General features: G+C 39.8%; 5 protein-coding genes, 1 rRNA gene and 1 pseudogene. 3 read left to right on the top strand and 4 right to left on the bottom strand.

Annotated features, from left to right (window positions below; translation table 11 throughout):
• The first annotated feature begins 10 nt into the window (after positions 1–10).
• From rrf to QMA12_RS18770, 3 genes and pseudogenes are all read left to right on the top strand, one after another.
• Positions 11–125 (top strand): 5S ribosomal RNA (gene rrf, locus QMA12_RS18780).
• Between the two features lie 160 nt (positions 126–285).
• Positions 286–744 (top strand): winged helix-turn-helix domain-containing protein, encoded by a 459-nt coding sequence (locus QMA12_RS18775; protein ID WP_290211508.1) that lies wholly within the window; start codon positions 286–288, stop codon positions 742–744.
• A gap of 58 nt (positions 745–802) precedes the next feature.
• Positions 803–1303, top strand: a pseudogene (locus QMA12_RS18770) (IS630 family transposase); the annotation flags it as partial.
• Positions 1304–1451: 148 nt separating this feature from the next.
• Here the strand turns inward: QMA12_RS18770 and QMA12_RS18765 are convergent.
• From QMA12_RS18765 to uvrD, 4 genes are all read right to left on the bottom strand, one after another.
• The gene (locus tag QMA12_RS18765) at positions 1452–2300 is read right to left on the bottom strand and encodes a chemotaxis protein (protein WP_290211037.1); all 849 of its coding nucleotides are present in this window, start codon (positions 2298–2300) and stop codon (positions 1452–1454) included.
• Between the two features lie 58 nt (positions 2301–2358).
• Positions 2359–3372 carry an ABC transporter substrate-binding protein gene (locus QMA12_RS18760; RefSeq protein WP_290211036.1) on the bottom strand — a complete coding sequence of 338 codons (1014 nt, stop codon included), beginning with the start codon at positions 3370–3372 and terminating at the stop codon, positions 2359–2361.
• Positions 3373–3445: 73 nt separating this feature from the next.
• Complete coding sequence (locus QMA12_RS18755; protein WP_290211035.1) at positions 3446–5536, bottom strand: GNAT family N-acetyltransferase; 2091 nt, start codon at positions 5534–5536, stop codon at positions 3446–3448.
• A complete protein-coding gene (gene uvrD / locus QMA12_RS18750; RefSeq protein WP_087532786.1) occupies positions 5514–7679 on the bottom strand; it encodes a DNA helicase II in 2166 nt (721 codons plus the stop codon). Before uvrD ends, QMA12_RS18755 begins: the two co-directional genes overlap by 23 nt.
• Between the last annotated feature and the right edge of the window lie 114 nt (positions 7680–7793).

The following is a 7793-nucleotide window of genomic DNA, read 5'->3' as shown; positions in this document are numbered from 1 at the left end:
ACCAAATTTGCTTGGTGACAATAGCGTTTTGGACCCACCTGATCCCATGCCGAACTCAGTAGTGAAACGAAACAGCGCCGATGATAGTGTAGCATTTGTTATGTGAAAGTAGGTCATCGCCAGGCTCCAATTAAGAGAAACCCGTTACAGCAATGTAACGGGTTTTTTGTTGTCTCGGGTAAAGTGAAATAGTAATACCAAACACATTTAATTGATGATCTATTTTAATCTTATGATTTTTGTGATCTAATAGAGCTAAATACAGTCATTCTTACTGAGCTTGAATTGTCCAACATTCCAGATTTTCCCTATACCCGAGATGCGCGATTAAAAACCCGTTATCAAGTTGTTCGCCAATTTCTTAAAGTTAAAAACCGTACAGCTGTTGCACAAGCGACAGGCGTTAGTCGACGCCTGGTAAATGAGTGGGTGACGGCCTATCTTTCTAATGGAATTGAAGCGCTGGCCATTAAGAAACAACCCGGTCGTCCTTGCGCTTTAACCCTAAAGCAAAAACTGCAACTCAAAGATTATGTATGCAAACATGCGGTTAAAGATGAAGGGGGGCGATTAATCGGTGAAGATATTCGTGAGTATATTTGCGATACATTTGGTGTTCAGTACAAGCTAAATAATGTTTATCGTCTATTACATGAACTTAATTTTTCATGGATTACATCTCGTTCGAAGCACCCTAAACAATCAGTTCAGGCGCAAGAAGACTTTAAAAAATTTCCTTCGTAATATGATCATCACAATTTCAGGCCACGTATCACTTGATTGAGTCAATTTCTGGTTCCAAGATGAAGCGCGGTTTGGTCAACAAAATACCACACCTAGAATTTGGGCAAAGAAAGGCTCAAGGCCCCGCGTGGTTAAACAGCAACAATTTCTATCAACTCATATTTTTGGTGCAGTTTGCCCTGCAACAGATCAAACTGAAGTAATTATAGCGCCTTATTTGAGTCAGGATATAATGAGGCAACATTTACAACTCATTTCGGATGCGACGCCCTGTGGAGAGCACGCAGTGGTCATCGTTGATCGCGCAAGTTGGCATATGGGTAATGTTGCACAAGATATTAAAAATGTGTCGGTGATACCGCTTCCTCCCTACTCAACCGAGCTGACCCCCATTGAACAAGTATGGGCATGGATGAGAAATAGAGAGCTATCAAATCGCACATTTGCAAGTTATGACGATATTGTTGAACAAGTAAGTAGGGCGTGGAATGTATTTCGCTCAGACATTGATAACGTTAAGCGTATCTGTTCGAGAAAATGGATAAATTTGATCACTTAAGAAATAGTATTGGTATGACTACCGCGTTGAAAAATTCATTCTGATAAAACTCGCAAACTCGCAAACTCGCAAACTCGCAAACTCGCAAACTCGCAAACTCGCAAACTCGCAAACTCGCAAACTCGCAAACTCGCAAACCTCCGTAAAACTAAAACAATCCGTATGCTTCTGTTTCTTCGGCCTGATGTTGTACTAGGTGATCGGGTCTAAATATTGCGCTGGGGTCAATTAGTACGCTATGTTTTTGATCAAGTTTAATAAGCCCTCGCATCATATTCTTCGTTTGTGAATCAATTTCAAAACCAATATCAGTAAGTTTATCGAGCGGTTTAACATCTTCTTTTTTGTAATTAATGCTATCTTCTACTTTATCAACAAGTAAACCAATATGAGGATTAATGCCATCTTTAGTGGTGAAAATTATGATTGGTTTATAATCTAGGCTTAGTTGCTCTTTTGCGGAGTCAAAAAGCCTCATTAATTGTTTATAACTACCACTACGCTCGGTGCTTAGCTGTTTTTGTGCTTTTTCATTATGACCAGACTTGGTGAGCATACTTATTTCATTTGCTTGTTGGCATAAACGCTCATGTGGCACATTAAAGCGCTCAACAATGGCTTGGAGGTCATCATTTTCTGTTTTAAAACTAAAATACCAATTAGCAAAACTTGATTGTTGAATATCAGTGTTTTGTTCAAATAGTGTTTGGTGGATAGTGCTGCTCTCTAAAGACGAAAACCAAGCTTGTTGTTTATTTTGCCAGTCATTAAATACCTCAAGTAGCGACTGGTTAGCTTCTTGAGTGGATCTTTTATTAAGAATAATGCCTAAGTCAAAAATGGGAGTGGGTATTTCCATATAATCTTTGACGCCGATGAAGCTTTTATTGTCGTTTGGGAGGGAGGTTAAATTATCTTCGAAACGCTCAGTTAAAAGTATATCTAATATTTTTAATGAGATTGTTTTTTGACCCACCCTAAAGTTTATTAACTCCATAGCTTCCTCGCTTACTAAAATAATAACTTAAGGATAGAACATAATAGAAAAACCACAGTTATTTTAGTGAGAAGAATGAGCGATAAACAAGGTGCCCATTTATACTGTTCTTATCTAGGAATAGTGAGTTTAGTTGTTGATCTTCTCTAAAGCTTTTATTTAATTGGGTCATTAAACATGTGTTCTCTAAAGGTTGTGGGCAGTGTTGTGCCGCTAAACTAAAAAATACAGCATTTAGGTAGCCTTCAAAATGTAGCCTGTTAGGTGTTGTTACATTCGCATTTTTCATGTCTTTTAAAAACTCTGTACACCAAACTGATTTGCATTGAAATGGGTTTGGTACAACTTCGGTCACCATCAGATCCGTTGAATACTTTAAGTTTGCGAATAAATCAGAGCTTGATGCAAATGAAATGCTGGTGTAATCAGGTTTATAACCTTGCTCATAAGCAGTGTTTATAAACACAGATAAAGGTTTATATGTGCCTACTAGGCTTATTGCTGTTGCTCCACTGCTTTTTAATACTTCGAGTGCTTGTGTTATCTCGTGGGTATTTCGCAAGTAACGGGCAACTTTGACAGGTTTTAAATTGTATTTTGATAAAGACTTTAAAAGACCTGTTTCTACCACATAGCCAAACTCATCAGCTTGAATTAAAAAGCCAATTTTCGTGTGTTTTTTTTCTTCGACTAAATACTTTATTTGTATTTTTGCTTCATCGTAGTAACTGGCTCGTATATTAAATACATTTATAGTTGGAGCAGTGTGTAAAAACTCTGCACCACTGAAGGGCATTAAATACGGGGTTTTTAACTTTTCTAAAATAGGCGTAACAGCATGACTGGTAGGGGTGCCCATTGCCCCAAATAATGCTACAACGTTTTCATTACTAATAAAATGACGCGTATTTGTTACTGTCTTTTTCGGTTCATAGCCGTCATCAGCAACAAGTAACTTTATCTGCGCGCCATTTATTCCGCCATTTTTGTTTATTTTTTCAAAGTAAACTTCACTGCCTAAATGAAGTTGTGTGCCAATTTTTTTTGCAGGTCCTGTTAAGGCAGTAGACATACCTAATTTTATGACAGTTTGGTTGTTTGCCTTTGCAGTGAAGCTGTAAGTTATAAAAAATAAAAGGGGAAAACTAAGTAGAAATTGTGTGTGTGAGTTTTTCATACCAATTTATTACTGCCTGTTTAAATTGTTGCTCTAATGTTTTCTTCCCACTGATCTTTAATGCTATTTTTACTTCTTGCAACGACCAGTTTTGTAATATTAGTCTAATAAATAGGTATTTGGTACGTGTCTCGCAATTTTTTAGGGTGGAGGGGGATTGCCAGAATACACGCCATAATATCGGTTTTACTGTAAATAGTTGATAGGCAGTTGCTAAAATAGCATCTAGGCGCTTTATTTGGGGTGAAATAGCTTGTTTATTGCTGCACTGAGTAATCACAATTTCTACTAATTGATGATCTAATAATTTGAATTGATCGAGTAGTTGAAGTGCAAAATCTGATTGAAACTGCTGTTCAAGCTGGTTTATTAAATTACCATTAGCTAAGCTTTTTACGACTAGTGCGGCGTGCTCTGCTGTCGCTTTATCTTGTTGAAATCCTAGTTTTACTAATTTAAAGCCGTTACTTTGCCAAAACTTTAGTAATGTGGCGTTTGCACCAAAACTGGCACCAAAGTAATCGCATTCAAGCGTTAGTTTATTTTCACAGTACCTTAGTAGTTGTGAGCCAATATTTTTTTGGTGTAACGAAGGTGAAACGGCAATACGTACTACCCGCGCACAGTATTTGTTAAGAATAGTTGAGTCAAAACTAAGTTGCGCGAGTGTTTGCGCCATCAAGTGCCCTTGTGGCCTGCGCTTCCCTATTACTATTTGCTCGCTAATATCTGTTGTTAAACCACCTTCAATGGCCACTAAGCAAACTGCGACCACTTTGTTTTGTAATGATGCAACAAACACTCTCTGTGAAGGGGCGTCTAACAGATGGCGTAAATCATTCACACTGTTTTGGTAATGCGCCAGCGAAAGTAAGCTGACAATTTGCTTTAGTAAGTCTTCATCATGTGCCAATCGTTCGCGGCTTAATTGCGAAAATTCAACTTTGTCACTGCTAATGTTGATCTGTTGATAGTCAGCATCGAGTGCAAGTAAGGTGGACAGCTGATTTTCAAGAGGGTCATTAGCAGCAAAACGAATTGGTTGCGTCAATTCAATGCTGCGCATATTTTTATAATGGGTTTGTAAATAGCGCTTAAACTTTAATGTGTAGCCTCGGCCATTTCCTTCATAGCCCATCATGGTGCTTGCAAAGATCACCCGAGGGTAATGGGTGAGCATTTTCATAAGCATTGGTACGGGTATAGAGGCAGCTTCATCAACAAATAACACGTCACATTCTGGGAGTTCATTTAGTAATTGATCGGGCGGACTAAAGTGTAAATTTGCGAGTTGTTTATCTGAGTTTTTGTAGCTTAAATTACGTGCTTGAGCCAGGTGTTTAAAACAACTGTGTAAAGCAGTAAATTGTTGAGCACATATCACTATTTTTTTATCTGACAGCTGTGCAGCAGCGAAGCCCAGCGCTGATGACTTGCCTCGACCTCTATCCGCACTTATTAATAATGGGCGATTTGCTCGTCCGTTAGCTGTTTTTACAATTTGCTCAATACACGTTTGTTGCTCAGTTAAATCAATAACTCCCGCTTCGACAGCATTATTTTGAGTGTCTGTGTAGCCGTTTGATTGGTTAAAATGCAGGGCCTTACTCTGTGTTAGTAATCTTGCTAAGCGTTGGTTAAAAAAGCTTCTGGGTTGATTTTGCGCATAGGATTGAAAATAGGTTAAAGCAGGATCGCACCAATTTTTTAAGTTACTCAACTCAGGCAAAAGCAGCACCAATAAACCACCTGCTTTAACGGTGCCGCTTAATGCTGCCAGTTTGTCGGGTAAAATACCACTAAAGCCATCATAAATAGCATGATCAAACTCTTGACCTAAAATTTGATGAGTGTGCTCTGGCCAAAAGTTAGGAGTTAGCTCCGTGCTTTTGGATAATACATTGATTTTGGATTCATTTAGCTCGTGGAGCAGGTGCTGAGCAGCTAAATAGCACCAGTTTTGTTCACCGGTGATCAGTAATAATTGCCTATGCTTAGCATAGGCAAGTTGTGATAATACTTTGTTTAGCTCAGTGTTAAATTGCTTGAAGTCGTGCATATTGGGTTACTAGCCATTTACTGCCTACATCGTCAAAGTTCACTTGCACTCGTGATTGAGCACCAGCACCTTCGTAATTTAACACAGTACCAATACCAAACTTTGCATGTACAACACGTTGGCCTAAATTAAAGCCGCTATCTTCAAATGCTGCATGGCTGACCGATGAGCTAAAACGCCCTGCTGCAGGTGGGCGAGAGACCTGAGTTTTAATGCGGATTTCTTCAACACAATCTTCAGGCATTTCACGTAAAAAGCGTGACGGGCTGTGGTATTTTTCTTGGCCGTATAAACGGCGGCTTTCGGCATGGCTAATATAAAGCTTTTCCATTGCACGTGTCATGCCTACATAACACAGGCGGCGCTCTTCTTCTAAACGGCCAGATTCTTCATTACTCTGCTGAGAAGGGAACATGCCTTCTTCAACACCCACCATAAATACTAGCGGGAACTCTAAACCTTTTGCTGAGTGAAGTGTCATCATTTGCACAGCGTCTTCATGTTCTTCTGCTTGGCCATCACCTGATTCAAGCGAGGTGTAGGCTAAAAAGCCTTGCAGTGGTGAACTAAACTCTTCGTCTTCGGGTAATTCGTACTGACCACACGCGCTAATAAGCTCTTCTAAGTTTTCTACTCGGGCACGGCCTTTCTCGCCCTTTTCTGCTTGGTACATGGCCATTAAGCCCGATGTTTGAATTGCGTACTTGGCTTGCTCTTCGAGTGTAAGCTCGCCAATTTTTTCTTCTATATGCTCAACAAGCTCTACAAACTTACTAACAACGCTAGCTGCACGGCCAGATAAGTGCTGCTGTTCAACAACGGCTTTTGCCGCATACCAAAGAGGTAACGATTCAGCACGAGCACAATCTCGTATATGGCTTAGGGTTTTATCGCCAATACCACGGGCAGGGGTGTTGATGACACGTTCAAATGCAGCATCATCTTGACGGTTACCAACAAGGCGTAAATAAGCCAAAGCATCTTTGATCTCTTGACGTTCGAAGAATCGCATACCGCCATAAATGCGGTATTTTAAGCCTTCTTGTAACATGGCTTCTTCAAGTACCCGCGATTGCGCATTACTACGATATAAAATAGCCGCATCTTGTAATGCATTACCCGCATTAAGCCAACTACGTAGTTTACTGCTAACAAAACGTGCTTCATCTAATTCGTTAAACGCAGCATAGATAGAGATTGGCTCACCTTCATTGCCATCAGTCCACAAGCTTTTACCCATACGGTCTGAGTTGTTTTGAATCAACGCATTGGATGCTTTAAGAATAGTGGCTGTTGATCGGTAGTTTTGTTCAAGGCGAATTGTTTCGGCTTCAAAATCAGTTAAGAAACGTTTGATGTTCTCAATTTTTGCACCACGCCAACCATAAATACTTTGATCATCATCACCAACAATCATAATGCTATTGGTATCGCCAGCAAGTAGCTTAAGCCATGCATATTGAATGGTGTTGGTATCTTGGAATTCGTCTACTAACATGTGGGCAAAGCGCTGCTGATAATGGCGCAGTAAGGTTGGGTTATTTTTTAAGACTTCAAAACTGCGGAGCAGAATTTCGGCAAAATCAACCAAACCGGCACGATCGCAAGCCTCTTGGTAAGCAGTATAAACCTTAAGCATCATTTGCTCATTAATATCATAAGCTTGAATGTCTTTTGGGCGAAGACCTTCATCTTTTTTCGCGCTGATGTACCAACCAAATTGTTTAGCAGGCCATTTTTTATCATCGATGTTCATCGCTTTTAATAAGCGTTTGATCATTCTTAGTTGGTCGTCAGAGTCCAAGATTTGAAATGCTTCAGGTAAATTAGCTTCGCGGTGATGTGCGCGTAAAATGCGATGCGATAAACCATGGAATGTACCTATCCACATACCGCCGACTGGTGCGCCGAGTGTTTCTTCAACCCGAGAGCGCATTTCTTTTGCTGCTTTATTGGTAAAGGTTACCGCGAAAACGCTGTAAGCAGATGCTTGTTCTACTTGCATTAACCACGCAATACGATGAACTAATACTCGAGTTTTACCAGAGCCAGCGCCTGCGAGCACCAGCATATTTTGCAGTGGAGCAGCTACGGCATCCCGTTGTTTGTCATTTAAGCCATCGAGTAATTCTGAAACGTCCATCATCACGCCTTTTCAATCAATATTGCAGGCAGTATAACAGGTGTTTTTGTTAGGCTAAATAAAATACTGTTTTTATAAACAGTTAATTTTAAAATGTTCTTTATTTTATTCATA

This window comes from Pseudoalteromonas sp. APC 3893 (assembly GCF_030408095.1).
Classification (GTDB): Bacteria; Pseudomonadota; Gammaproteobacteria; order Enterobacterales; family Alteromonadaceae; genus Pseudoalteromonas.
This window is presented reverse-complemented; position numbering and strand designations above follow the sequence as displayed.